This window comes from Sphingobium cupriresistens, from assembly GCF_004152865.1.
Classification (GTDB): Bacteria; Pseudomonadota; Alphaproteobacteria; order Sphingomonadales; family Sphingomonadaceae; genus Sphingobium; species Sphingobium cupriresistens.
The window spans coordinates 37,975-62,914 of record NZ_SEOO01000025.1 but is presented as its reverse complement, the minus strand read 5'-3'; the positions used below and the strand labels follow the sequence as shown (position 1 = coordinate 62,914).

Annotated in this window: 21 protein-coding genes; 14 read left to right on the top strand and 7 right to left on the bottom strand. The window is 59.4% G+C overall.

Features of this window, described 5'->3' with window-relative positions; genetic code table 11:
* Positions 1-235: 235 nt before the first annotated feature.
* Both EWH12_RS15085 and EWH12_RS15080 read right to left on the bottom strand, forming a co-directional pair.
* A complete protein-coding gene (locus EWH12_RS15085; RefSeq protein WP_129927077.1) occupies positions 236-886 on the bottom strand; it encodes a hypothetical protein in 651 nt (216 codons plus the stop codon).
* On the bottom strand, positions 879-1,364 hold the full coding sequence (locus tag EWH12_RS15080) for a hypothetical protein (RefSeq protein ID WP_129927076.1): 486 nt from the start codon (positions 1,362-1,364) through the stop codon (positions 879-881). Before EWH12_RS15080 ends, EWH12_RS15085 begins: the two co-directional genes overlap by 8 nt.
* 188 nt (positions 1,365-1,552) lie before the next feature.
* Here EWH12_RS15080 and EWH12_RS15075 point away from each other — a divergent pair, with 188 nt between their 5' ends.
* Positions 1,553-2,404, top strand: a complete 852-nt coding sequence (locus tag EWH12_RS15075; protein ID WP_129927075.1) for a Ros/MucR family transcriptional regulator — start codon at positions 1,553-1,555, stop codon at positions 2,402-2,404.
* A gap of 101 nt (positions 2,405-2,505) precedes the next feature.
* Here the strand turns inward: EWH12_RS15075 and EWH12_RS15070 are convergent, their stop codons facing one another.
* Positions 2,506-6,786, bottom strand: coding sequence for a strawberry notch family protein (locus EWH12_RS15070; RefSeq protein WP_129927085.1), 4,281 nt, complete (start codon positions 6,784-6,786; stop codon positions 2,506-2,508).
* Between the two features lie 129 nt (positions 6,787-6,915).
* Between EWH12_RS15070 and EWH12_RS15065 the strand changes: the two genes are divergently transcribed.
* Positions 6,916-7,581, top strand: a complete 666-nt coding sequence (locus EWH12_RS15065; protein ID WP_129927074.1) for a YecA/YgfB family protein — start codon at positions 6,916-6,918, stop codon at positions 7,579-7,581.
* A gap of 124 nt (positions 7,582-7,705) precedes the next feature.
* Here EWH12_RS15065 and EWH12_RS15060 read toward each other — a convergent pair whose 3' ends face one another.
* A complete protein-coding gene (locus EWH12_RS15060) occupies positions 7,706-9,733 on the bottom strand; it encodes a ParB/RepB/Spo0J family partition protein (RefSeq protein ID WP_129927073.1) in 2,028 nt (675 codons plus the stop codon).
* Positions 9,734-9,883: 150 nt separating this feature from the next.
* Here EWH12_RS15060 and EWH12_RS15055 point away from each other — a divergent pair, with 150 nt between their 5' ends.
* Entirely contained in the window at positions 9,884-10,159 is a 276-nt protein-coding gene (locus EWH12_RS15055) for an HU family DNA-binding protein (RefSeq protein ID WP_129927072.1), read from the top strand.
* A gap of 58 nt (positions 10,160-10,217) precedes the next feature.
* On the opposite strand, the gene EWH12_RS15050 is transcribed toward EWH12_RS15055, so the two are convergent.
* The gene (locus EWH12_RS15050; RefSeq protein WP_129927071.1) at positions 10,218-11,093 is read right to left on the bottom strand and encodes a DUF7146 domain-containing protein; all 876 of its coding nucleotides are present in this window, start codon (positions 11,091-11,093) and stop codon (positions 10,218-10,220) included.
* 26 nt (positions 11,094-11,119) lie between these two features.
* Positions 11,120-11,605: a sigma factor-like helix-turn-helix DNA-binding protein gene (locus tag EWH12_RS15045; RefSeq protein WP_129927070.1), complete on the bottom strand. Its 486-nt coding sequence runs from the start codon at positions 11,603-11,605 to the stop codon at positions 11,120-11,122.
* Between the two features lie 375 nt (positions 11,606-11,980).
* Here EWH12_RS15045 and EWH12_RS15040 point away from each other — a divergent pair, with 375 nt between their 5' ends.
* The 11 genes from EWH12_RS15040 to EWH12_RS14990 all read left to right on the top strand — a co-directional run bounded on the left by EWH12_RS15040 (position 11,981) and on the right by EWH12_RS14990 (position 23,213).
* Entirely contained in the window at positions 11,981-12,532 is a 552-nt protein-coding gene (locus EWH12_RS15040; RefSeq protein WP_165363640.1) for a helix-turn-helix domain-containing protein, read from the top strand.
* Positions 12,533-12,594: 62 nt separating this feature from the next.
* Entirely contained in the window at positions 12,595-12,939 is a 345-nt protein-coding gene (locus EWH12_RS15035) for a hypothetical protein (protein ID WP_129927068.1), read from the top strand.
* Between the two features lie 29 nt (positions 12,940-12,968).
* Complete coding sequence (locus tag EWH12_RS15030) at positions 12,969-13,433, top strand: hypothetical protein (RefSeq protein ID WP_242496078.1); 465 nt, start codon at positions 12,969-12,971, stop codon at positions 13,431-13,433.
* Positions 13,337-14,005, top strand: coding sequence for a JAB domain-containing protein (locus tag EWH12_RS15025; RefSeq protein ID WP_129927066.1), 669 nt, complete (start codon positions 13,337-13,339; stop codon positions 14,003-14,005). Before EWH12_RS15030 ends, EWH12_RS15025 begins: the two co-directional genes overlap by 97 nt.
* An 82-nt stretch (positions 14,006-14,087) precedes the next feature.
* Positions 14,088-14,828, top strand: a complete 741-nt coding sequence (locus EWH12_RS22490; protein ID WP_207212414.1) for an AbrB/MazE/SpoVT family DNA-binding domain-containing protein — start codon at positions 14,088-14,090, stop codon at positions 14,826-14,828.
* Entirely contained in the window at positions 14,821-15,222 is a 402-nt protein-coding gene (locus tag EWH12_RS15015; RefSeq protein ID WP_242496077.1) for a type II toxin-antitoxin system VapC family toxin, read from the top strand. The genes EWH12_RS22490 and EWH12_RS15015 overlap by 8 nt, the downstream gene beginning before the upstream one ends.
* Before the next feature lie 43 nt (positions 15,223-15,265).
* On the top strand, positions 15,266-16,204 hold the full coding sequence (locus EWH12_RS15010) for a nucleotidyltransferase domain-containing protein (protein WP_129927064.1): 939 nt from the start codon (positions 15,266-15,268) through the stop codon (positions 16,202-16,204).
* 497 nt (positions 16,205-16,701) lie between these two features.
* Positions 16,702-17,268 (top strand): RNA polymerase sigma factor, encoded by a 567-nt coding sequence (locus tag EWH12_RS15005; protein ID WP_242496076.1) that lies wholly within the window; start codon positions 16,702-16,704, stop codon positions 17,266-17,268.
* On the top strand, positions 17,265-18,374 hold the full coding sequence (locus EWH12_RS15000; RefSeq protein WP_129927063.1) for a FecR family protein: 1,110 nt from the start codon (positions 17,265-17,267) through the stop codon (positions 18,372-18,374). Before EWH12_RS15005 ends, EWH12_RS15000 begins: the two co-directional genes overlap by 4 nt.
* A gap of 74 nt (positions 18,375-18,448) precedes the next feature.
* Positions 18,449-21,031: a TonB-dependent receptor gene (locus tag EWH12_RS14995; RefSeq protein WP_165363639.1), complete on the top strand. Its 2,583-nt coding sequence runs from the start codon at positions 18,449-18,451 to the stop codon at positions 21,029-21,031.
* A gap of 1 nt (position 21,032) precedes the next feature.
* Entirely contained in the window at positions 21,033-23,213 is a 2,181-nt protein-coding gene (locus EWH12_RS14990; RefSeq protein ID WP_207212413.1) for an Atxe2 family lasso peptide isopeptidase, read from the top strand.
* Here EWH12_RS14990 and EWH12_RS14985 read toward each other — a convergent pair.
* Positions 23,192-24,928, bottom strand: a complete 1,737-nt coding sequence (locus EWH12_RS14985; RefSeq protein WP_207212412.1) for an asparagine synthase-related protein — start codon at positions 24,926-24,928, stop codon at positions 23,192-23,194. The genes EWH12_RS14990 and EWH12_RS14985 overlap by 22 nt on opposite strands.
* Between the last annotated feature and the right edge of the window lie 12 nt (positions 24,929-24,940).

Here is a 24,940-nt window from a genome sequence, read left to right as displayed (position 1 = left end):
CCTAGTTCCGGGTGCTGCTGGCTCGGGTGATACCGGGCTTCTGAAAGGCTTGAGCCGGATGATGGGAAACTATCAAGTCCGGTTCTGAGGGGGGTGCGGCCCGGCAACGGGCCGTGCCTACCCGACGGTCGTCGAAGGAGGTCTCGCTATAGAGGCGCGCGGACGCATCCGGCGTGTTGGCGTCGGTCATCGTGATGTCCTTGGTGTTTGAGGTAATCAGAAGAAGTGAGGCGGATCAGGCCGATCGCGTTTCGGCAGTTTGGGCACCGGCAGTTCGGGCAAGTGCCCAATCGAGATAGCCCAGACAGGTGTCGCCATTGGCCACCTCGATCCTCCAGTCGGCTGAAGGATGTTCGGGGTTGTCGATCCAGGAATCAGGGCGATCTTCCGACGGCATGCCGGCGGGCCTGGCCACTCGGCGCTTCATTTCCTCCTGTGTGGTCGCGAACTCCACATGGTCCGCGAATATTACGCACCATCCGCCGCCAAAACTGTCTCGACGGGGACGGGAGCAGCTGTAGCTCCAGTCGAAACCCAGGGGTCCGGACTTCAAGGTTTCCAGACAGCATCGGCGGATGAGTTCGGCGATTGGACCAGGCTGGAAGTCGGACGTTCCGTAAATGGCGACCTCACAATCCACGGCGCCGGCAATTTCGATCTCGGCGCCGAAGTCGGGAAAGTCAGAGTCGTCGAAGATAGCAAGCAGGCCGTTGAAGGGATTGGCGAGATCGGTCGGCATGAAGGCGGCGAGGAATTCAGCGCTGGGTTCTGCTGGCACGGAATCGCCCAGCAGATCGGACGCGTGCTGCCATGCCTCCTCGATCAGCGCGCTCTCTTGCGCCGTGCAGATAAAAGCGAAGGATCCCTGGATATAATGATCAGCCATGATCCGTCTCGGCATGCTGTTCATCATCCGGGTTGTCGTCGACCAGCACCAGCGGCGGCGGACTGAGGCGCGCGGACCGATATTCAGCCTCGATCGCCTCGATGCTGCCCAGTTCCCGGATATGCTCGATTGAGAATATCTGCTGATCATCCTCCGTGGTGAGATAGGTTTGTGGCTCGCCCTGACCTGCATGAACGACACGAACCGAAGGGAAGCTGCCGGGATATCCGCCGGCCCAACGAACATAGTGGAGATGAAGTCGACGGCAGCATTGCTCGACCGCTTCGAAGCATCCGTTGGCGACCTCATGGTCCATCAGGGCAAGCGGATGGTCTACCGGAATATCGGTAGGGTCGAAGGGCGCTGCGTCCCAATCAATAGCCGGATTGTCGGCTGCGATCGCCTGGACGAGTGCTGGATAATTCTGGCGGGCAATTGTTCCGCCGATCATGATGTGCGCGGATACGCGGTCAGCCATGGCATATCTTTCAGGATAGAAGACCATCGATCGGCCTCGATCCTTCCTCGCCCCCTCCCCTTTCGCGGGCCGCGGGCAGACCCTCTCATTCGCGGCTTGCATGTGCCCCACATTCCCGTTTTGCTCTTCTTCATCGCTTTTCCGGCAATGACCGGCATTCTTTCGCCTTCCTGACCTGGGAGTTTTACGTGGCCGATACCGAGCAGCCCGATTTCACCGCGATGACGGTGCAGTTACTGAGCGCCTATTTCTCCAACAACCAGGTGCCGGCAGGCGATATCGCCGGGATCATCGAAGCCACGCGCGGCGCGCTTGAGCGAAAGGCTGCAGTAGAGACACCGGCAACGCCCGAGCATGTTCCGGCTGTGTCAGTCCGGAAGAGCCTGGGTTCGCGCGAGCACATCATCAGCATGCTCGACGGCAAGCCTTACAAGACGCTCAAACGCCATCTGGCGACGAATGGGCTGACGCCGGCGGAATATCGAGAGCGCTATAACCTTCCCAAGGATTATCCGATGATCGCGCCGGCCTATTCGGAACAGCGGCGCGCTGTCGCCCAGCAACTGGGACTTGGACGCCGGGCGGGTGCAAAGTCTACGGCAGAGGTGCCCGCGATCGAGGCGCCGGCTGTTGTCGAAGCGGTGCCTGTACCGGAAGCGATTCCAGCCCCCACGCCGGTGACCGGAAAAAAGCCCAGGCGGGGTCGCGTCAAGGCAGCTCCTGTGGTGTCGGGCGATCAGGCCGAGGCCGTTGCACTTGCACCGAACCCCGAGCCGGTGGCCCCGCCCGCTGAGCCGGAGACGAGCGTCGCGGCCGTTAAACCGGGCAGGAAGAAATCGGTTGTGAAAAAACCCTCGCCGGACGCGAAGGCTCCAGCATCCGCAAAGGAAGAACCGATCGCAGCGATGACGGCTGAACCTGCAAAGCCGGTGGCGAGGAAGAAGGCGGCATCATCCGCGAAGCCGAAGGCGACCCGTCGGCGTGCCGGCGCTGCCAAGCAGGACGAGAATGCCTCAGTGGTTCCAGCCCCGGCAGAGTAAAGTTCATCGGCGAAGTGCGGAAGAAACAAGCCGCACTTCGCTCGCCGGATAACCATGCAGGTTATGAGCGGGCGCCTGACCTGACAAAAGAGTTGCGGGCGTCAGCGCCGCTCGGCGATGATCCCGGCCAGAATATCCTGCGCCCGATCCGGTGGCAGGAAGAGCCTTGTCTTGAACGCCACGACCTCGCTGAAGGCGCCGCATGCTTTCAGCCAGGTCCGGTCCTCGGGCTGATAGTCTCGAATTTCGAGGCGAGAGCTGTCGTTGACGTGCACGCGCACGAGCCTGGCGGGCTCAAGTCCGGGGATCAGGGCGCCTCTACCGGCGCGCGCGCCCATGATGATTTCATCGGGACCAAGGGCTATGCTGCCATCGAGCCCGAACGCCTGTTCGAGCCGTTCGACGGCTGCGGGGTGGATGATGCGCCCCAGGATCGAACAGCCCGCGCCATCATCGATCCGCCAAACGCGCACATCGTCTTCGGGCAATTTGTTCCACACGGGCAACAACAGGCCGGTGGCCAGGGTGATGGTCTCGACCACCAGCCTGCTGCCGGCATCGGCAGCTTCCTTCTCCCACAGACGCTCGAACGACTTGCGCTCGATCTCGCTCCAGTGGCTATCGGCCAGCGCCGCGACATCCATTCGGGACTGGCCGGTGGGCCGGACAAGATAACAGCGCTCGATCCAGTTGCCGTCTTCATCCTGTCCCGGCCATGTCGGCACGCGCAGCGCCACCCGTCCGGAACGGGTATTATGAAGGCACAGGACATCATCCCTGTCCTTGCACTCGTGTTGCAGCATCGCCCAGCTGGTGACGGGCGGCCGCCGGTGCAGTTCGAGGCGGAGCAGCCTTGTCTCGGCGCCCGACACGGGATCGGTCCGCAGAAGCCGGTCGCAAAGCAGGTCCATTCGCTCCGCCCGGATCGTCTCGATTCCCAGGTCAAGTGTTCCGGCAGCGCGCGCCGCTTCGACGCGGTCCTCGACGAGTCCCAGGAATTCCTCGAATATGCTGTTCTGGGTCGCGATCTTCAGCGCCAGGATACGGTTGAGCCAGCGGTGGATGGGTGGCAGGCGTTCGCGCAGTTCCCCGCCCTCGTCGCACAGTTCCAGACCCGTCATGTCCTGAAAGTCGGCGAGCGATACGCTGCGCAGCTTGCCTTGGTAGAGCAGATGGAACCATTGAACGAGCGCGTCACGTGCGTAGTTCGACTCCAGATTGTCCGAAGGATCGAAGAGATTTTGGGATCCGGTCTGGCGTTGCCCTCTGGTCAACGCGCCCAGCGCTTCCAGGCCCCGGATGATGGTGCTGAGGAAACGGCGCTCGCCGCGGCAGTCGGTGGTGAGTGGGCGGTATACCGGCGGCGTTTGCTGATTGGTACGGTGACTGCGGCCAAAGCCCTGCACCGCCGAGAGAATGCGAAATCCCAGTTCGAGGAGGAAATGCGCGCGGCGCATGTGTGCGCTGGGACAGCTGCGATCGGAATGCATGGACCTGCCCGTGCTGCCGGCAAGAGAGAAGGCGGCGATGGGTTTCCTGCCGTCCTGAAACGCCTGAACCTCGAAGACATTGGCGCGGGCACTGCGCCGCTCGACTTTCTGTCGCCCGGTGACATCGGTCACAATCCGCCGCGAGCGCCCGGTGATCTCCGCGACGCGATCGGTTCCGAAATGCGCGAGAAGCGCGTCAAGCGCGGTAGGGATTGGCGGCAGCGCGCACAGATCCTCGATCAACGCGTCGCGTGCGGCGATCGCCTGCCGGCACAGGACCGGATTGCCGCTGGCGTCGATCATCGGTTCGGCACGCATCGTCCCATCGTCGCTCCGAAAGACCCGCATCTGCCGCACCGGAAATGCGTTCTTCAAATAGTCGATCAATGTCTCCCGGGGCGAGACCTGAACATCCATCGTCGCCCGCTCCTGCGCCGAGAGTTCGGATAATCGCCGGTCCATGATCGCCTCTCCGGTGGTGGCAAGTTGCACCAGGACGGCGTTGCCTGCCGCCAGTTCCTGTTCGATCGCCCCGATGAGCGAGGGAATTTTGAGGCTCACGAGAAGGCTGGAGAAAAATCTCAATTTGGCAGATTCGAAGGCGCTGAGCGCGGAACCGCGGGCGCGAGCATTTTGCGTCTTGCCCGACATCCTGTCGACGATGCCGATCTCGGCGAGCACGTCGCGTAAACCACGATGAATGATCGACCAACTTTGCGCATAGGCATCATAAATGGCGATCTGATCAGGGGTCAGTGCATGTTCGAGTGGCTCATATTCGACGCCAGCATAGCTCAGGGCGCGGGCGGTGTAGAGCCCCATGGCCTTGAGATCCCGGCAAACGACCTCCAGTGCCGCTATGCCGCCCTCCTCCATCGCCTTCATGAACATGTCGCGCGTGGCAAAGGCGGTACCGGGACCCCACAGCCCCAGGCGAACGGCATAGGAGAGATTTTCCGGCCTGGCCGCGCCCGTCGCGGACATGTAAAGTATGCGGGCACGAGGCAGGGCATTTTGCAGTCGGACGCCGGCCAGTCCCTGTTCTGAGCCTTGCGCCTTGCCGAAGGCCGTTTCGGTTCCGCCGGCGTGCGCCATGGCGTGAGATTCGTCGAACACGATCACGCCGGAAAAGTCCTCGCCGGTCCAGTCCAGCAGCTGGTGCAGCCGTGATGCCGTATCATGGCGCGCGGAGCGCAAGGCGGCATAGGTCAGGAACACGATGCCGCTTTCCATCGTGATCGATGTTCCGAGCGGGAAGTTTGCGATCGGCTGGATATCGATGGCAAGTCCGCCGAGCGCCGTCCAGTCGCGGCGCGCGTCCTCGATGAGATCGGCCATGGAAATCCAGATGGCGCGGCGATTGCCGCGGTTCCACTGGTCGAGAATGACGCCTGCGGCCTCGCGGCCCTTTCCGACGCCGGTGCCGTCGGCGATGAAGAAGCCGGTACGATAGACCTGGCCGTCCCTGTCCTCGATCAGCCGGTCTCCGGCGAGATTGGCCAGGAAGCGGCCGGTGAGATCGCGCTCATGCGCTTCGCCTGCATGAATGATGGTTTCCATCTGTGCCTCGGAGAGCGCCCTGACTGCACGGTCGTGGAGTAGCGGCTTGTAGGCCGGCATAGGCAAGACGACCGATGCCATGGCGATGGATTCGACAAGGTCGTCGGGATGGCGGGCAACGCCTTCGATGGCTATCCGCGCGGGGCGCCAGGCGGAATAGATACCTATGGCCTCGCCGGGGGCAAGCGGCTCTGCCCGGGTTGTGTAGGAGACAGGTTGCGCACCGTCGCCACCGGCCGCGATCCGCGACGGCGGCGCGAGCCGTTGGCGGTTCATGCGTGCGAAGAGATTTGCGGGCATCATGTCGGCGGTCGGCCGCAATGGGGACAGGGCAACGGCCGGTGGCGGTACAAGGGGCGGCGGTTCCATCGGATCGAGCCGGCCCGGAACGGCAAGGACAAGCTCAAGTGCCATCTCGATATCGCTGGCGATATGGCGTTCCACCGGGCCGGTCCATCCCTTGTCAAAGACCAGCAGGCGGACGTCGACCGCTGTACCATGCTTGGCGTAGGGGCTGCCCAATATGCTGATCTCAATGCGGGGCGGGACGAGCTCGGCGACGTTATTGTAGCCCAATGCAGCCGATCCGTCGGGCGAGAAGCTGGTCGGCATGATCGCGACGCACCGCCCGGCCGGCGTGAGGCATGCGAGGGCAGCGCGCAGATGGCGCGCACCGGCATGACGGTCGTTCCCGCGTGCGGCGCTGCGGCTGAAGGGCGGGTTGATCAGCACCAGTGTCGGCAGCTGGTCGCTTGCCAGCAGATTTTGAATATGTTCGCCATCATGGCGGGCCACGTGTTGGCCGAGGCACTGGAACAGCAGGTCGGCGCGCATCCGATCACGTTCGTTGAGCAGCAGGCGGGCACCTGCACGCGCGCCGTGGACAGCAAGCATGCCGGTGCCCGCCGAGGGTTCGAGCAGAATATCATCCGACCGGCATCGCGCCGCCATGGCGGCGAGCCATGCCAGCGTGATCGGCGTGCTGAATTGCTGAAGGTCGACCTGCTTTTCCGAACGATAGGTCTGGGTCGGCAAGCCCCGTTCGAACTGGCGCAATCGCTGGAAGATGTCGGTGGGCGTGCCTGCAAGAAGCGAGCTTTGCGGATCGGCGAGGAGCAGGACCTGGGCGGCTTCCAGCGCATCATAGGCGTCGCGCATTGACCAGGTGCCGGCGGCATCATCATCGCCGAAAATTTGCGTCATCACGCGTTTGAGGGACTGGCGATTGACCACGCCGCCGCTGCGCAGGCGGTGAAAGAGGGAACGGGCGGCCTCGAAGAGACGTGTGGGCGAATCCTGTGTCGGCGACAAGGCAAGTTGGGGCAGGTTCATGGATACCTCATTGAGAAACGGGACAATCCTGCTTCCCTCCTCCCGCTTCCCTTCATTTCGATCCTGCGATCCGTGCGCGCGAAACATCCGAACCAATGACGGCGGACCGGTCGGAGGCTATGAAAGGGCATGGCCATCTCTCTCGACTATCTCGACGAACTCGACCGGGCGCTGCTGGAACAGGGCGAGGATTGCATGTTGCTCTCGCAACTGGACGGCTTCCTCACCGGGATCCTTGTCAGCCCCGATCTGATCGTGCCCAGCCAATGGCTTCGCATGGTCTGGGCCGGCGAGGATGGTACGGGCATGCCGGTTTTCAGCGACATAGGCGGCCTGCAGCATTTTACCGACCTCGTTATGCACCACTATCATGTGATCCTTGGTAGTCTCGGCCAGGCTGGCAGCTTCGAGCCTGTGCTCGAGGTCGACACGCGGACGGACGAGATATTGTGGGAGATGTGGGTCGAGGGCTTCGGGCAGGCGATGGACCTCGCGCCGGCTGGGTGGCAGCGCATCCTCGATGATGATGATCCAGGTTGCCGCGCTGCCATTGCGGGCATTCGTGAATTGCGCTCTTTCGCGGACGGGACGAGGACGCTTTCGCGGGCAGCCGAGGATCGATGGGACCGGGAAGCACCCAGCCTCATACCGATCTGGGTCGAGATGCTGCACCAGTGGCGGGTGGAGAATGATCCGCACCGTCCAACCGCCATCAAGCGGCAGAAGATCGGGCGGAACGATCCATGTCCCTGCGGATCAGGGCGCAAGTACAAGAAATGCTGCGGCCTGAACTGAATGGGCGCAGACTGACATGAGACGGCAGCGGTGACATTGATTTGGCACTTTGTCTGGCGTTGCTGTCCGAGGTGAAAGACCGCAAAACCGGGGACCGGATTATAGTGCCGGTCCCCGGCCGGCATCAGGCGGCTTGTGCGAGGCTCTCGTCGCCGATGCCGGCGATTGCTCTATCCCCCGTATTGGGCAGGTCACGCCCGCTATCATCGGAAGGAGCCGGGTTGGAGCGGAGCTGGGGAGCGAAGCGCATCGGATCGGGAAGCCAGGCCATCGCGCGTTCCTGGATTTCAGGCTCGACGATGACGTCGCCGCCAAACAGCCGTTCGGCCGAGGCGGCAAGATCGTGCTTTTTTGATCCGGAATAGCGTAGCCGCAAGTCCTGTCCGCCGATCTCCTCGAACAGGCTGAGGATCGCGGGCTTGGTCAGCTTGTCAAAGAAGGTGAGTGCCGTCGGACGCCACCAGGCTGCGACATCGATGTCGAGCCTGGTCCCCAGATGATCGAGAAAGCGCGCTTCGTCTCGCCCGTCAGGCACCGCGTGAAGCGTGCGAGCGATCGCCCAGCCCAGCCAGGCGGTGCGGGCTTCATCAGGCAGTGCGCAGAAGGCGTCGTAGCGATCCGATACGGTCTCGTGGTGGACCCAGCTACGATCGAGCGCCTCATCGAGCTTAGTCCATTCACCCGCGGCCGCTGTGGCCGGTTTGAAATCGGGGAGGAGACGCGAGGGCGCACTCGCCCGCAGATCGCTTGGGACTTCGGAGGATGCGAGGAGCGTTTCGCGATCGACCATGATGAAGGTGCCGAGATCCAGAGCGAATGCGGGATCGCTCGCCACATGGATTGCGAGCAGTTCGGTCTTCATCATCGCCAGCATTTCACGAAGTCGCTGGCTCATAGCGGGGCGCGCATCGTCGGCAACGCTGGCGTCCTTCGTTTCATCGCCCGCGTCGTCGTCACCGTTCCCATCGACTTCGTCGCTGCCCTGATCGGTAACCGGCGCGATATAGAGTTGGTGATGGACGTGTGGCGTCCCGTCGGGTGCCAGTACCACATAGGCAAGTGCCGTTGCTTTCTGTTCGGGATCGATGAGCGGCGCGCGTTCGACGATGCCTGCCAGTTCCGTCTGGAGCGCGGCATAACGCTGGTCGTCGTCATGCTCGGGCTCATAATCCTCATTTTCGGCAAGAAGCTCGATCTCGGCAATCTCCGCCTCGATCTCGTGCTTGCGCGCCTGCTGCTCCTCGCTGAGCGGTTCGGCGGTGCCGGTCAGCGGTCGCAGCGCATAGGTCTCCATATAGGGGACTTGTGTGCCGGTGACGACGCGGACTTCGCCCAGGCCCTCGCGGTCACGGATGGCTTGGGCCTGCGCGGCGAGCTTCGCCTCCGCCAGTTCATCGAGGATATGGGTGTCGATCCAGCGCTCGTCGGCGGCGGTGGAGAACAAGTCCGCGTCCTCGACACGCCCGCCTGCGGCCAGATAGGCGTCTCTCCCGACCAGCAAGGCCTTGGGGTCGTTGGCGCGATAGCTGTAGCCGTTGAGCGCGCGGCGGATCTCGTTGACATTATCGCGGGAATAGGTGCCACGAAGCGATTCCCATACCGCCGTTTGCCGGGCGGTGTCGGCAGTCGTCGCATAGGCCTTGGCAACGTCGAGGGTGATGTCATCGGCCTCGAGCGCCTCGAAGATGGGCGGTGCGAGATTGGCCAGGCGCAGGCGCCCGATGACGAACCGTTCCTCGATACCGAAACGCTTGGCAATGTCGGCTGTGCTGCGACCCTCGACCTCGATGAGATCGCGAAATGCCTGGCAATCCTCGGCAGCCGACATTTGAAGCCGGTCGTAGTTTTCAGCCAGGCTGATCTCACGGCCATCCTTCATATTGGTGAGCACCAGGACGGGCACTTCATGGTTGGCGGGTAGTGCGCCCTTCTCGATCAAGCGATGGATAGCGTCGAGCCGGCGGCCGCCGGCGGTGATGCGATAATGGCCCTTTCTACGGGATACGGGCACGCCTACGAGGTTCTGGATGAGGCCGTGGCCGGCAATGCTGGCTTCGAGTTCGGCATCGGCGCGCGGGTCGCTCCGCTTGCGGACATTGACGGGGGACTTAGTAAGATGGGTTGCGGGCACGAGAATGGATGGCTTGGTCATGCAACGGACTCCGACAGGAGCAACGGCCCGGACATCGAACCGCGCGTCGCCCTCTCTCCCCCTCTCCTTCTTGTGTCTGCCGTTTGGCCCGTGACGGCAGGTTGACACGTCGCTATTAACGACAGCTTCGCAATTTTCAGGAGAATGGTTATGAACAATTCCGAACTGGCCGAAGCACTTGGGACGGCTCACGGATTGACCAAGGCCGATGCGCGCAAGCTTGTCGACGCGGTATTTGGGATGATCGCCGACGCTGCCGCCAAAGGGGAAGAGATTTCGCTGAACGGCTTCGGCAAGTTCAAGATCAAGGACATACCAGCCCGCGATGGCCGCAATCCCGCGACGGGCGAGACCATTTCGATTAAGGCTTCGAAGAAGCTGACGTTCACGCCCGCCAAGGCGGTCAAGGATCGCCTGAACGGCTGATCGGCACCGATGCCTTGGTCCGGCATGGGCGGGGGCGGCATCCCCTCGCCCATCGCCGTCAGGCAGCGCGCGGCAAGGATTGCAGCACATCTGCCCAATCATTGTTCGGCAGCGGCGGCCATGGGCTGATGATTTCCAGACCAGGTCGCCGATAAGCAAGACGGGCACGTTGGTCGGCTTTCCAGCCGGCCGCGTCCCTGTCGAAGAGCAGGACGAGCCGTTTCAGGCGATCGGGCAGCAGGATATGGCCGGCGCGTTCAGTTCCGAGGATCGCCCAGACCGGGATCCGGTGAAGTCGCATCGCGGCCAGCGCCGTTTCTATACCTTCGGCAAGGCCCAGGACCGGTCCGGCGGGCATAAGCTGGACCGCGCCGCGGCCGGGACGCCCGAGCATCATGCGTGGTTCGGCAAGATCGCCCGCGCGGGTAGCCGTCGCGGGATCCAGGAAGGTGCGGTGGATAGCGACGATCCGGTGCCGTTCGCGCACGGCGGCGATCATCGCCGGACGGAACACCACAGCGCGGCCCCTTCCCAGCGGCGTGCGCGCATTGTAGCGCAGATCATGCCAGGGCGGCGTGAGCAGGCGATTGGCGAGGTAGATTTCAGCGGGTGTCGCGGCGAGTGAGGTGGATGCGTCCCATGTCCGCAGCGCCGGCCCTGCCCCCGTTTGAGGGAAATGGATTTGGTCCGATGGGACCGATATGGGCCCATCAGGAAGCGGGAGTCGCAGACGCCGGATCGCGCACAAGACCTCTCGTGTGTCGCAGCCCGCGAAGCATTTGAACAGCAAGGCGCGTCTGCCGACACGGATCGAAAGGCTGGGACTATGATCGTCATGAGCGGGGCACAGGCACAGGCCCCGATCTTTCTGCCATTTCCCTCCCAGCCGCTGGCACAGGTTCGCCCCCTGTAACTCCAGTTGGACAGCTTTCATCGTCGCACGCTCAAACGTTGCACTATTCATGTCTCATCAAGAGCTATCGACAGTGCCAGAAGCGCCGCCGCCAACTCGTGCTGGACGTCAACCACGTCGAGATCCAGTTTGGCGGCTATCGCCGGATAGGTGAGGCCCTCGATGCAATGAGCGAGGTATATGACGCGGCTTTGTTGCGGAAGGTCCGCAAGGGCACTGCGGAATTTAGCCTCTTGCATCGCGTCGCAGGATCGCAAGGCTTGCTGCTCTACCCAGATCCATCCCCTGACCCACACGCCCTGCGGAGTCTCCTCGACATGGGCCTCGTCAATGTCGATGCGCAGGACAGGAGCGCCCTCCAACCTCGCCCGCGCAACTGCGATTGCCGGATGCCTGACCCCGCTCAGTTGATCTGTAACAGCGTTGAGACGGCGAAGCAATGGAGCGGCCTTGTGGCGGGACCGCAACCAGGTCCGGCCGAGAAGTTGGGCTCTAAGGTCGTGAAGCAGCGAAACTATTTCAGAATTGTGCATGATGGTTCGTTCCTACCGGAAGCTCCCCTGCTCACCCCCCGCTTCCCTTTTCCGAGCCATGCTCGTGCGAGTATCGTGCTCCTCCGACCCCGTTGCCTCTTCAGACAAACCCGGGGCACAACGCTAGCGACCCACCTTGCATATCGTTCGGCGTGCGCACCATCCTTCGATCGGCCGACGCTTACACCGCACGAGCCGTGTGCCAGCCAATTGCGAAATAATCTGTCAAACCGAATGCAGCGCAGCTATGTTTTATAAAGATTTTCACTTGAAACAGAATGGAGGCGCTCGGAGGCTGCCAACAGATTGATTGAAGAAGAAGGTGGGAGAGGACGCAGCTTGCGATCGCCGTAAATCGGCGAAAGGGAACCACCCTTGAACGAGAACGACTATTCAGAGATATTCGAGCGGCTCAGCCCTCGAAAGGGCGATTGTCTGCGAGAGGCCGCTAAAGGCAGCTCCTCAAAAGAGATCGGGCGTGCTTTGGGCATCTCGCCCAACACGGTCAACAATCACATTCTGGAAATCCGCAGGCAGCTCGGCAATGTGTCGAAGTGGAAATCGGCGCAACTTTTCGTGGAATGGGAAACGCGCAAGGGGGGGCAAAAGATACCCCCCCAATCAATGGTTATTTTCGATGACCCGACTCCCGTGCCAACTGGCGTCACCGAAACCCAGGCGGACGACGATGCAGTGCAAGGCGAAGGCGAGATAATTTTCGCGAATGAACAAAAGCCCTATGGCGTTCGCGAACAAAGCTTTTCCCTGCTCGACATTGTGCCGTTTCGCGTAGCCGGGAGGCACCGTAATGAGCTGAGTGGCCCTTTCATACTGATCGTTTTCGCGATCCTCACAACCTTGCTGCTTCTTGCCGTAGGCGCCGGCTTTTCCTTGCTGTTGGCGCTCAACGGCCTCGTAGAAAAATAGAGCAGCACTCCAGGAAAATCCATCGACATGACCTGCTCCGAGCGGAGCAGGAAGGAGAAACCATGCGCGCTCAACGCCAATCCATCGCCAAGCATGTAGCCGAACGGCTGTTCGCTGCCGAAGAGGCCATCGATATTGCAGCCGCCCGCATTGCCGAACTGAACGCGGCGCTACCCATTGCACGGCTGGACGCCCGCCTCTCGGCCATGATCGGCCAGGATGCGATCCAGAGTTCCGCATCGGCCATGCTGCTCATGGCCGAAACCCGACAGAAGATCGTCACCACACATGCCAACCTCAAGCAGGCAAGTGATGCGATCGGCTTGCCGGAGACCAGCTATGGTGACCTACTCAAGGTGGCCTCGGCGGGAACCCGGCCCGAGGGACAACATCTTCGTGCAGTGTGAGGTATGTGCCGGGGGAAATTGACGAACCGATGCATTTGTCGTTCCTTTGGATCATGACGAGACAAGTTCTGTTCCTGGCATTTCTGCTTCTGAGCAGCGCCTATGCATTTAGAAGGGGTGATCAGCCCGAGAAGATCGGTGCGGTCACCCTTCTGGGAGGTGCGAGCCTGACGGTTCTTGTGGCGTCTCCCCTCGGTACCCGCTTTCAGGATGTCGAAGCCGGCATTCTTGTCATCGACATATCGATAATGGGTATTTTCTTATGGCTGTCAGTACGCAGCACCCGGTTTTGGCCGATATGGATCGCCTCGATACTGGGCGCGGAAGTCATCATCCATGTTGCGCTCGTGATCGCGCCCGAAGTGATTCCTCGTGCCTATATGCACGGGCTGGCGCTATGGGGGTGGCTTGCTCAACTGGCACTGGTGATCGCGACCTGGCGACACCGGAGGCGACTGACGCGCCTGGGTGTCGACGAGTCCTGGAAGAGCTGATCGGCCTAACCTGTCCCGCGCGGGCGCGGGAACTCTCGGAGCGCCTCGTTACCCGCTTCGGCTCGCTCGGCGAAGCGATATCGGCACGTTCAGCAGAACGGATCGAACTGCTGGATGACGCGATCGAGATTGAACAGACCTTCCTCTGCTTCAGACGGGCCATGACCCAGATGCTCCGGGGCCAACTGATGCAGCGTCCGATATTGTCCAGCGATCAGCTTGTGCTCGACTATCTGCGTGGCCGCATGGCCTACGAGCCGATTGAACAGTTGCGGGTGTTGTTCCTGAACGCAAACAATGAGTTGATCGCGGACGAGGTGCTGGGCATGGGAACGGTCTCGGCCGTCTATGCATGGCCCCGCGAAATTCTGAAGCGCTGTCTCGATCTGGAGGCAACGGCGATTTTGCTGGTCCATAATCATCCATCCGGTTGTTCCAGGCCATCGCGGGCAGATCGCGAATTGACCGAAAGGATCGCGAAAGCGGCCAGATGCCTGAACGTCGTTGTCCATGACCATCTGGTGGTGGCGCGCAATGGGACGACGAGCTTTCGAAAGGCAGGTTATCTGTGACCGGCCCAAGTTGCCTTGCCGACATCGCCAGCACGAGCAGCCAGCCCGGGTCCCCTCTTAAACTCGGGTCCGGAGGCACGTCATGTTCTCCGCGTCGATAGCATCGGGGGAGAAGCGCGGAGTCGATAGCTGGCCCCTGGTCTCCCGGGCGGCGGCATGTCGAACCTTTCTGAAAATGGTGGCCATCCTCAACAGCAAGATGGGAACGAAGCTGTCGTCGAGCCCCTATCTGGCATATCTGCTCGAGATCTATATTGCCGGGATCGACGGCGAAAGAATATACCCGGCTTGCTTCTCGCCCGAGCACGCATCATCGACTGCCCATCGTCGCTCGGCCCGGCTGGCGGAATTAGGGGCTGTCGTGCGCGAGGACGATCCAGTGGACGGCCGATGCACCGATTTGAAGCTCGCGCGTTCAGCGAAGGAGGCTCTGGAAGACGCGATTGATTTGCTGATCGGGCAATGCCTGAGCCTGAGTTCGGAAATTTGTACGTGTGGACAATCTGCGAGCTTGATGCCGATCATGGAGATGAGGTACGATCATCATGTTGGTACCATTCAGGACATAAGTGACATGACCATCTTGCGAGGCAAGGTCATTGCGGGTGGGCGCATTGCTCTCCCCGCCGATATCCGCCGTTCGCTTGGCCTGCAAAATGGCGACACCGTGCTTTTCGAGGTCAAAGGCGACGAAGTGCGTATCCGCCCCGCCCGCTCTGCGCTTCGACGAGTGCAGGAGCGTTTGCGTGAATTTGCGCCCAAGGAGGGCCTTGTTTCCGAGGAGTTGATCGCTGAGCGACGGGCCGAAGCGGCACGTGACTGATGTCGATGCAAAGGCCGTTTATGTTCTCGATGCCTCAGCCCTACTGTGCCTGCTGTTTGGCGAACCGGGCGCAGACCAAGTGGAAATCCGATTGACCGGTGCTCTGGTGTCGGTGGTAAACTACCATGAGGTGTTGGCAAAGCTCACCGATCACGGCGTAGATGCCGCTGAAGCGCAGATGATGCTGGCCGAACTCGATATCGACGTTGTGCCGGCTGATCGTGATCAGGCTGACGTTGGCGGAAAGCTGCGCTCGGAAACACGCGACATCGGCCTGTCTCTTGGCGACCGGTCCTGCCTAGCTCTGGCGCTGTGCCGAAATGCGACCGCGGTGACGGTCGACCGGGCATGGGAAGCACTTGACGTCGGTGTAGTGGTGGAACTGGCGCGATGAGTGGGGTGTCGGTTGATGGAAAGCGGGATGAGAGATTGAACTGATGCGTACCGACCTCAATCATCTTCCGAGCGCCAAGCAGCGCGAGCTCGACCGCGTCGTGGAGATGCTATTTCATGGGTTCCGTGAGGCGACCCAGGAGGCGACGGGCCGGCGCAAGTCGGCCCGGATCCTCAAGGTCATCCTGTTCGGCTCTTATGCCAGAGGCGATTGGGTCGATGCGCCCTTCGACGCAAACCAGTTCATGTCGGACTACGATATTCTGATCATCGTGAACCAGAAGGAATTGACGGACGGCGCGCTCTATTGGGAAGCAACCGAACAACGCCTCTTCGACGCCCATCAGGTTGAGAAGATCATCCGCACGCCGGTCAACTTCATCGTGCATACGCTGCAGCAGGTGAATGACGGCCTTTCCCATGGACGGCTTTTGTTCACCGAGATCGCCAAGGATGGTGTGGTCCTGTACCAGTCCGACGATCGGCCGCTCGCAAATCCTAAGCCCAAAACGCCCGAACAGGCGTATCTTATGGCGAAGGAATATTTCGAAGATTTGTTTCCCGGCGCGATGCGACGTTTTGCTTTCGCTGAAATCGGTTATGAAAGAGGCTGGTATCAAGACTCAGCTTTTGATTTTCACCAGGCGACTGAAAAACTCTACAGATGCGTTTTGACGACATTCACCTTCTACGCACCGCGCAGCACGAACATCGTATTTCTCAGGGGCATGGCAGAAGGCCTCGATAGGCGGCTATTTGATGCCTGGCCCCGCGCAACGCATGCCGACCGCGCCATGTATCAGAAGCTGAAGGACGCTTATCGCAAAGGCCAGCATTCGAAACATTTTGAGATTTCATCCGAACAACTCGAGTGGCTCAAAACACGAATAGAGATACTTGGCACCCTCGTGCATGAGGTCTGTTCGGAACACATTGCGAAGTTGAAAATTGCTGCGGAGACGGACGCAAAAGGGGAGCCGTGAAGCCGATACGATGCCTGATGCCGTCCAAATGCTGCTTGCGGATTGAAATCCGACAGCGACTCCCGGGATACCTCCCGGTCCTGCTGGATATGCGGTAATTACCGGCCTTATTCGCCGCATGGGGCGCGGTGAAGGTGCATCGCTTGTGTTGGAAGCGGCCTGTGATGCCGGATAATTCTCATGCCTACGAACGATTGGATCCTACTCAAAACCTCAGACATTTTATCGCGTCATGCCGAGCATCCAAGCTAGAGATGGAGATGTACCGATAGGACAAGAATACCGGCAGCTTGATTGAGTCCTGCTCTCACGGCATAATACCAATGCGGGCTGGAATCTGGCAGCCGCCCGTAGGATTATCCTGTCAGGTATCTCGAAGCTCGACATACGGGTCGAGCGCCGGTTGCCTCGTTGAGCGACAACTCGGCTCACCTCACACCGCTTCTCCCTTGCACTAGCAAGGACGGCACTGCCACGTCGTGAGGAACCGTGATTTCATGTCGTCCGAGAATTTCAAGCGGCCAGAAGGCCTGAAAGACGATGTCGCTCAGAAAAGCCCAAGTGCCGGGATGGCGGACGTGCAAAAGATCTACGAAGCCGAAGCGCCGCGGCTGCAGCGATATTTTCAAAGCCGCCTACGCTCGCGGGATGACGCCGTCGATCTTGTTCAGGAATCTTTTGTCCGCCTGGTCGGCTGCATGGCCAGGAATAGCCTTCCACGACCGGCAGCCTATCTCCAGCGCATCGCTCGAAATCTTCTGCTGGATCGGTACAAGCGCCTCGAGACCCGGCTCCTGGCGTTTCATGTACCGATTAGCGAGGACTTCGACGTCGCAGTCGCGCCGGATCAGACCGCATGCATCGAGGCCGAAGACGTGATGCGGATTTACAGGCGCGCCCTGGAGGAGCTACCTCAACGGACGCGAGCGATATTCCTGGCTCACCGGGTGGATGAACTGACCTACCGGGAGATCGCGGAAAGCATGGGAATTTCAATCCCTACTGTGCAATATCATGTCGCCCGCGCGCTTGCCCATATCGACGCAGCTCTGGAACAGGAATGATGGAAGACACAGATCCGCCGCGTCGGCATGGACAACTCAGGGAAGAGGCCGCCGACTGGTTCGCTATCATGCGAAACCCGGAGGAGGCAGAAACCAGACGCAAGGAATTCGAAGCTTGGCTGGCACGCGGCGCGCTGCACCGCGCCGCCTATAACCGCATTGCCGAAGCCTACAGCATCGGAAAGCGTTTGAAGGACCCACCAGAGGACGACGCCCTCCCTTCCGACGCCGCGCCCGGCGACGATATCCGGCAGAGCCTGTCACGGTCCAAGACGAAAAAACGCGCGGTGCTTATACTGGCGATGCTCGGAGCCGTTGCCCTTGTTGCGCAATGGGCTGCAGGTTCGCCGAGTGATGATATTAAACACCCGTCGCTTGCCATAGGCTCGGCGCCTGGCGCATCCGATCGCCCTGCCCAACTAAAGATTGCTACGGCCATCGGCGAAATCCGTTCGTTTCGTCTCAATGACGGTTCTGTCATCGCGCTCGATACGAATAGCCTGGTGCTGGTGGATTTTGACGCTGAGCGCAGAAGCCTTCACTTGCTGCGCGGGCGCGCCCGTTTCACCGTAGCTCACGAGCGGCGCCCCTTTGCGGTTCATGCCGGCCGCGGAACAGTGACAGCACGGGGGACGATCTTTGACGTCAATCTCCTGCCGGACAATCATATTGTCGTGCGATTAGTGAGAGGAGCCGTTGACGTCACGACAGACACCCCCACAACCGAGCGTGCACCGGCGACGGTTCGGCTCTCTCCAGGTCAGCAGGTCGAACTGCGCGATGCTCCGACACCCCTTGCCCTCGAGGTCGTCAAGGCACAGGCCAATGACAGTGATTGGCCTGACGGATTGAAGGAATATAGGAATGTTCGTCTGGGAGACCTGTTCGCGGAGGCCAATCGCTATGCTGACATTCCCCTGGTGGGAACAACACCGGATATAGATGATGTTCGGGTCTCGGGACATTTCCGTATCACAGACAGCGCGCGACTGGCACGCAATCTGGGGGACGTACTGGGGCTGGCAGTCATTAGTGGGCCTAACTCGATTGCCCTGGCCCGACGGTGCCCTGCCCATCCGAAAGGAAATTGTCGCCCGCCATCATAATCGGCTCTCTTTGCTCGTCGTTGCCCCCAATGGAACCGGTCTCGAACGAAACCGGATTGAAATCGGGGGCAACGATGAACGAGTTTGGACGGTGGGCGGTCGGTTCGGTATTTGCGCTTGCACTGGCGAGCATGCCGGCTCCCTTGCTGGGTGCACCGGGTCAAAAGCAGGAATGGAATCTCGAGCGGCAGGACCTTGACGGCGCGTTACGCGCGATCGGGCGTTCCAGCCGTCGTGAAATCATTTTTCGCCCCGAGGCGGTTAAGGGGCGGCAAGCTCCACCGCTCAACGGGATCTATACCGCGCTTGAAGCGGTCGAGACGGTACTCAGAGGCACCCGATTGACAGCAGTGGAACGCGACGGGACCATCCTCATTCGGCGGCGATTTTCAGCGGCATCAGATGACGCGCTGACCTCAGGTGAGAATATTGTCGTCACCGGGTCACGAATTCGTGGCGGGGCTGCCATTTCTCCGGTTGTCTCAATCTCGAAGGACGAAGCCCAAAGATCCGGCCAAAACAATCTCGGAGAGGTCATCCGGGATCTGCCGCAGAATTATAGCGGCGGACAAAACCCGACCGTTGCGGGAACGGGCCAAGGCGACTCGTTCAATACAAGCGGGTCTTCCGCTATTAATTTAAGAGGACTTGGACCGGATGCTACTTTGACGTTATTCAATGGCCATCGTGTCGCGTTCGACGCCGTGTCCCAAGGTGTCGACATTTCAGCCATTCCTCTCGTGGCAATCGAGCGGATCGATATCGTGACCGACGGTGCATCAGCGCTATATGGATCAGACGCCATAGGCGGCGTAGCCAACGTAATCCTTCGCCGTGCATATGATGGTCTCTTCACCTCAGCTCGGCTCGGTGCTGCAACGAGCGGCGGGGCCGTTACTCAGCAGTATGACGTCGTCGGAGGACACCAATGGCAAAGCGGCGGCGTCATGCTGGCTAGTGATTTTCAACGGTCAACGGGAATAACGGCGGGTCAAAGATCTTATACCAACAATCAATATCGGACGGCCACGCTCATTCAGCCTCTCAAACAATTCAGCATTGTAGGCGCGGGCTATCAGAGTCTGTCAGACAATTTTTCGATCGAACTTGACGGGCATTATCTACGACGGAGTACCTCACAATGTACGCCAACGACGGCTACGGCAGATTGCGGATATCAGGGAAATATCGTTGCCGTCGATGTAGAGAGCTTCTCGGTTTCACCGGCGTTGAATCTGACACTGGACAACCGGTGGAATGCGCGCTTCGCGGGAACGTATAGCAAGAGCGACAGCAAACTCGTTACCCATGCCCACGCAGCCGGCGTAGAAACGACCGTGGTCCGCCCAAACTATATCAATGACCTCAAGAGCGGAGAGATAGGCGCAGAAGGCCCCTTGTTTGCCCTACCCGGCGGGGAGGTACGGCTCGCAATTGGCGGCGGTTACAGAGCCACCGGATTGAGCGTCGATATGCGGCGATATCGGAACGGCCTTGAGACACCGGTCAACGTATTCCAGCAGAGCCGGAAAGTGCTCTTCGGCTATGCAGAGCTGTTTCTCCCCGTACTTGCCCGAGATAACAATTTTCCTGGTGTCGAAAAGCTGGAACTGCAGGCGGCAGTCCGATATGAAGATCACAAGCATATCGATCGCATCTTCACCCCAAAGCTCGGCCTTCTTTACTCGCCTTTAGATGGTGCCGAACTAGCAGTAAGTTGGGGAAAATCTTTCAAGGCTCCAACCCTTTATCAGACAGGACAGACATCGAACGCGCAGTTGGTCGCTGCCACCACGTTTACACCGGCACCGGCAAGCATGTTACCCGTTCTTTATCTCTATGGCGGGAATGTCGACCTCAAGCCAGAAAGGGCTACTACATGGTCAATCTCGGGAAAATACACGCCAAGATTTGCCGAAGGCCTTGATCTTCACATAAATTATTTCAGCATAAAATATCGCGACCGCGTTACCGAGCCTATTATTTCAGTCGGTGGCGCCTTTCAGGCGATCAATAGCAATTTCGTACAGGTCAATCCTACAGAACAACAGGTTCTCGAGGCGATTGCGGGCCTGAGCGGTGCCTTCACGAATCTGACTATCGGTTCGTTCGACCCGAATGCGGTTTCAGCGATCGTGTATAATCAACTGCAAAATGTCTCGATCGAGAATGCGCAAGGGGTTGACTTTTCAGCACGATATCAACGTGGAACGCCTACCGAGGGTCAGATCACCGCAAATGCGACCGCGAGTTACCTCGACAGTGAGCGTCAGGTCACACAATCCCTTCCCTCACAGCCCCTGTCAGGAATCATTTTCAATCCACCTCACTGGCGAGGCCGCCTCAATCTGAGTTGGGAGCAAAATGGTATCACATTGACAGGTATCGGATCCTATATCGGAGGCACTGTCGATAACCGACTGGCACCAACGGTGCGTGTCAAGCCATTTGCTTCTTTCGACGCAATCGCCAGGATACGTACATCGGTCGAACACGGAATACTTGCCAACCTTGTCTGGACCATCGCGATCCAGAATCTGCTGAATGAAAAGCCATCATACATCCGTACAACCAACCCTATCGGCTTGCGTTTCGACTCCACGAATTATCCCACGACCGGTCGCGCGGTAAGCTTCACGCTCTCCAAGGAATGGTGAGGTGGCGGCGGCTTTACTCCATGGGGTGATGGCACTTGTAGCCATCACCACCAGCCTTCTCCCGCTTCCCCTGGAGAAGGCAAACGCGGCGACCTGCACGGAACTTCTGCCATCGTCGCGGGAGACATCTGTGAGGCGCAGCGTAACCGTCGATGATCTCACCCGGCTTCGTGACATTGGGCCGATCGCGTCGGCCGACAAGAGGAGCGATATGCTCTCGCTGTCACCGGACGGCAAATGGATTGCTTTTCAGCTTCGGCAAGCCGACCCGGTTTCTAACACCTATTGTCTAGGAATGGCCATCATGCCGACAGGAGGCGGCGGCGCCCGTGTCATCGATGTCGGAGGCACTCTGATACTTCACAAAGTCAAAAGTTATGGGTGGGCAGGCGTACCCTCAGGGGTTCCGACAGTAGTCATGCCACGATGGTCGCCGGACAACAGATGGATAGCCTATCTGAAGCGAACGAAAGGATCCATCCAGGTCTGGCGGGCGGAGATTGGCGGAATCGGCGGTTCGGCCGTGACGCATAGTCCATCTGACGTTGAGGATTTCCGCCTGACCAATGACGGGCAATCGCTGGTCTATAAAACAAGGCGGCAACTCCTCGACGTGGAGGCTGCCATAACGCGGGAAGGACAGAATCGAGGGTGGCGCCTCGATAACCGGGCTTATCCCATTCGCAGCGCAAGACCGCAAACACCCGATAGCGCCCCTGCGGAATATTTCAGGGTCGATATTGCCACGGGGATGGAAAAATCCGCATCAAGTGTAGAAATTTCACTATTCGAAGAAATTGGCAACGGCCATCCAAACATCATGACTACGGTAACCGGCAACGGCAACGTCGCCTGGGGCGAGATTATACATCGCTCTACAAGCTATGCGACATTGCAGCTTGTCGCTCGGGCACATAATGGAAGACAATTTATTTGCGATGTCGACGCATGCAAGCTCGATTCCAGGTCGTCGCTGTTCTGGAACGCTGCAGGCACGCATCTACGCTTTACGCGGCGGGAAGGATGGTCCGACAGTCTTACCTCGATATATGAATGGCGCCCGGGAGCACGCAGCCCGCGGCTGCTTTACTCGACAAGCGATCTTCTCGTTGAGTGTCATTCGCTAGTCAACGACCTCATCTGTCTCAGAGAAAGCGCCTTGAATCCAAGGCATATTGTCCGCCTGAATGTGGCGACGCGCAAGCAAACACTTGTGTTCGATCCGAATCCTATATTCCAAACTTTGGCCATGGGCAAAGTCGAACGCCTTCACTGGAGGACGGACACGGGAATAGCCTGCTATGGAGATCTGGTATATCCGGTCGGCTATCAGGCAGGCAAAAGCTATCCGCTGATCATTACCCAGTATCGGACACGAGGCTTTCTCAGAGGTGGAACCGGGGACGAGGTGCCAATTCAGGCATTTGCGAACCGGGGCTTTATGATTCTAAGCGTCGAAAATCTGGAATATGAGGCAATTGTCGGACAACGCGCTACGCCCGAAAAGGAACTTGCAGCATTCACCAAGGACTTTATTGGCCGCAAGGCACAATTGGCCGAAATCGAGACGATAACGAATATACTGATTGCGCGTGGCTTGGTCGATGCTCAGCGGGTTGGGATAACTGGCCTGAGTGATGGATCGACCACCGTACAATTTGCCACCGTGAATAGCTCGATGTTCGCCGCCGCATCGCTTGGAGGCTGTTGCTGGGAGCCGGCACAGGATGGATTGCTTGGGCCTCTTGTCGCTGATCGTTATCATCGTGCGGGCTGGCCTAGCCTGCTGGAGGCATCGCATCCCTATTGGAAAGCAATATCTTTCACCCAAAATGCCGAGCGCGTGAAGGTGCCGTTGCTTTTCCAAGTAGCGGACGGCGAGTTCCTCGGCGCGGTCGAAAGCTTTACGGCGTTGGCGCAAGCTGGAACGCCCGTCGACATGTTCATCTTTCCCGACGAATTTCACGTAAAATGGCAGCCGGCTCACCGCCTTGCGATGTACAAACGCAACATTGCCTGGTTTGAGTTTTGGCTCAATGGCATGCTGCCGTCCGATCCCTTGCAGCGCCAGGAAGCGTTAAACTGGGAGGCTCTTCGCTTGAAAGCGTCGCGTCCCTTCCCCTGGCAAAATTCGATAAGAGATCGCGGGACATTGAGACATCAGGCCAAGGTGGTCCAATAGCGTGCCCAGGCCTCGGCATCGAGCAACGTCATTATCCGGGGAGCAATGTCGGGGCGAAAAACATCGTCGTTTGACAATGTGCGTTCCAGCTCGCGCCTGTCCAAAATGGAGCGCGATACCAGAATGCCGTCAAGAAGACGCTCGGTGATCGCCGGCCGCTGTTTTCGGATAATTTTCACAGTAAATCCATCGGGACCGCCTTTCTCACGGCGCTGCAAGATTGAGCGCGGAAGATCGTTAGAGAAAGCACGTCGGGCGATGGAACGATCGATACCGCCGGTAACGGATTGCCATGTTGGAAATCGCAGACACATTTCCAGGACCGGCTGTGACAGAAGCGGATTGATGACAGGGACATTCAACATCTTGTCGCGATGCTCGAGGTGATTACCGGCTCGCAGAAGTTTGACGATATGCCCCTGTTTGCCGGGCGGAATATCATGCCAGCCAGACATCCAGGGGTGCTCGAAGCGTCGGCCTTGCCGCTGCGCAAGCACGTCTGCATGGAGGAATGTGGGAACCGTGCGCCACATCCACCGTCTACTTCGTGCTCGATAGACGCGGAGAGCTTCCATTGTGACTTGTCCGTAACTCGCTCCGGTGACGCGGCTCACGTCGCGCAATGTTTGGAGAAGTCCGTTTGACAGGCCGTATCGCATGTACCGATCAACGACGGGCCTGGCGGAATGGGTCAAATAGAAGACGTTATCCCCCCCGACACCGGTGAAAAATGCCCTGGCTCCGGTTGCCTGGGCAGAGCGCCTCACAACCGCGTTATAAGCGGCTTCATGTATCTTCCCGCTGGGGACGGGAACGTCCAACGCTACTGAACGATCCAGGTCGACATCGGCAAGCCGATATTCGCATGTATCGAGATCAAGCCGAAAATGATCGGTCACCAGCCTGGCATATTCACTTTCATTGCCGCCGGGATCGTCCGTGATCAGCGTAAAGCATTTGGGTCGGGAACCTGCAGCAACAAGAGAGGCCGCGACTATCGAGGAATCCAGACCACCCGAAACTCCCAGTAGCGGCTGTGAATGAACTGATGACCATGCAGCGATAGTGGATTTCACGACGCTTTCCAGCTCCCGTGCGTTCTCCTCTGATGATGCTGGATCGCATGAATCCACGAACGACTGCGGAGACCAAAGTTGCAGCTTCCGGACCGCCGCTCCGATTGTCACTGTTTCTGAACCCGGCATAATCTGCTCCAGTCCGCAAATCGCCGTCGCACTAGACCCCAGCTGATGCGCAAAGAGCATATCTGCCACTACATGCCAGTCGACCGATGGCTTCAAGAGCCCGCACTTCACCAACAACTTCAGGTCCGATGAGACCATGATCGAGCCTTTGTTTTGTCGGAAATAGGCGGAGACCGCTCCGGACGGATCTCGCAATATATGCACTTCGCCTTGACCATCGAGCCAGGCAGCGATGTAACCTCCCCAATAGCCCTTCAGTAGACGCTCTCCAACGGAGTATGACGAGCCCTCCCCGCCCATGAGGTCCGGCATTCTGGTTAGCGGCGATTGGGTTCCTTGTCGAAAAAGCGTACCGAGGACGAAGCCGTCACAGTGGGGCAAGGGAACGCAAGCCTCACGATCATTCGCCAGGATGGCAAGCCGATCAGTACGGGCTATCACCTCAAGAGCGGCTTTGCGCGAAATTTCGTCGATGTCCTCGACCGCAAGTCCCCCGTTAGGCTGGACCAAGAGTATATATTC